Source organism: Mangrovihabitans endophyticus (assembly GCF_014646155.1).
GTDB classification, from domain to species: Bacteria; Actinomycetota; Actinomycetes; order Mycobacteriales; family Micromonosporaceae; genus Actinoplanes; species Actinoplanes endophyticus.
Window position 1 is genome coordinate 1 of record NZ_BMMX01000210.1, and the last position, 514, is coordinate 514.

The following is a 514-nucleotide window of genomic DNA, read 5'->3' on the forward strand; positions in this document are numbered from 1 at the left end:
TGGGCTAAAAACTCAATTTTGCCTTTTAAATAGTGCTTCTTGGCTTCTTTTTCAAACACTTCAATAAAGGTTTCGCCGATGATTTTTCGCTTCAATTCAGGCTCGCTCACGCCCTTTAATTTAGACAAAAAGATTTCTTTAGCGTCTATCGTGTTTAAAGGGATTTGCAAGTCTTTAAACATCGCTTGCACCCTTTCTTTTTCATTTTTACGCAACAAGCCATGATCCACAAAAACAGCGATCAAATTATCCTTAATAGCTCTGTGTAATAGCGTAGCGACCACCGTAGAATCCACGCCCCCACTCACCGCGCACAAAACCTTAGCGTTAGCAATTTTTTCTTTCAAGCGTGCCATTTCTCTTTGAGCGAAATGCTGCATCCCCCAAGTTTTTTCACAGCCGCAAACTAAAAGGGCAAAATTTTCTAAAATCTTACCCCCTTCTTCGCTTTGAATGACTTCTGGGTGGAATTGCAAGCCAAAAATCTTGCCGTTTTCAATCGCACAATGGGGGG

The 514-nt window shown here is 41.2% G+C and carries 1 protein-coding gene; it reads right to left on the bottom strand.

Features of this window, described 5'->3' with window-relative positions:
• Window positions 1-514 (bottom strand): PP-loop family protein (locus tag IEY73_RS34960; RefSeq protein ID WP_189083272.1); only part of this gene is annotated, 514 nt, incomplete at both ends.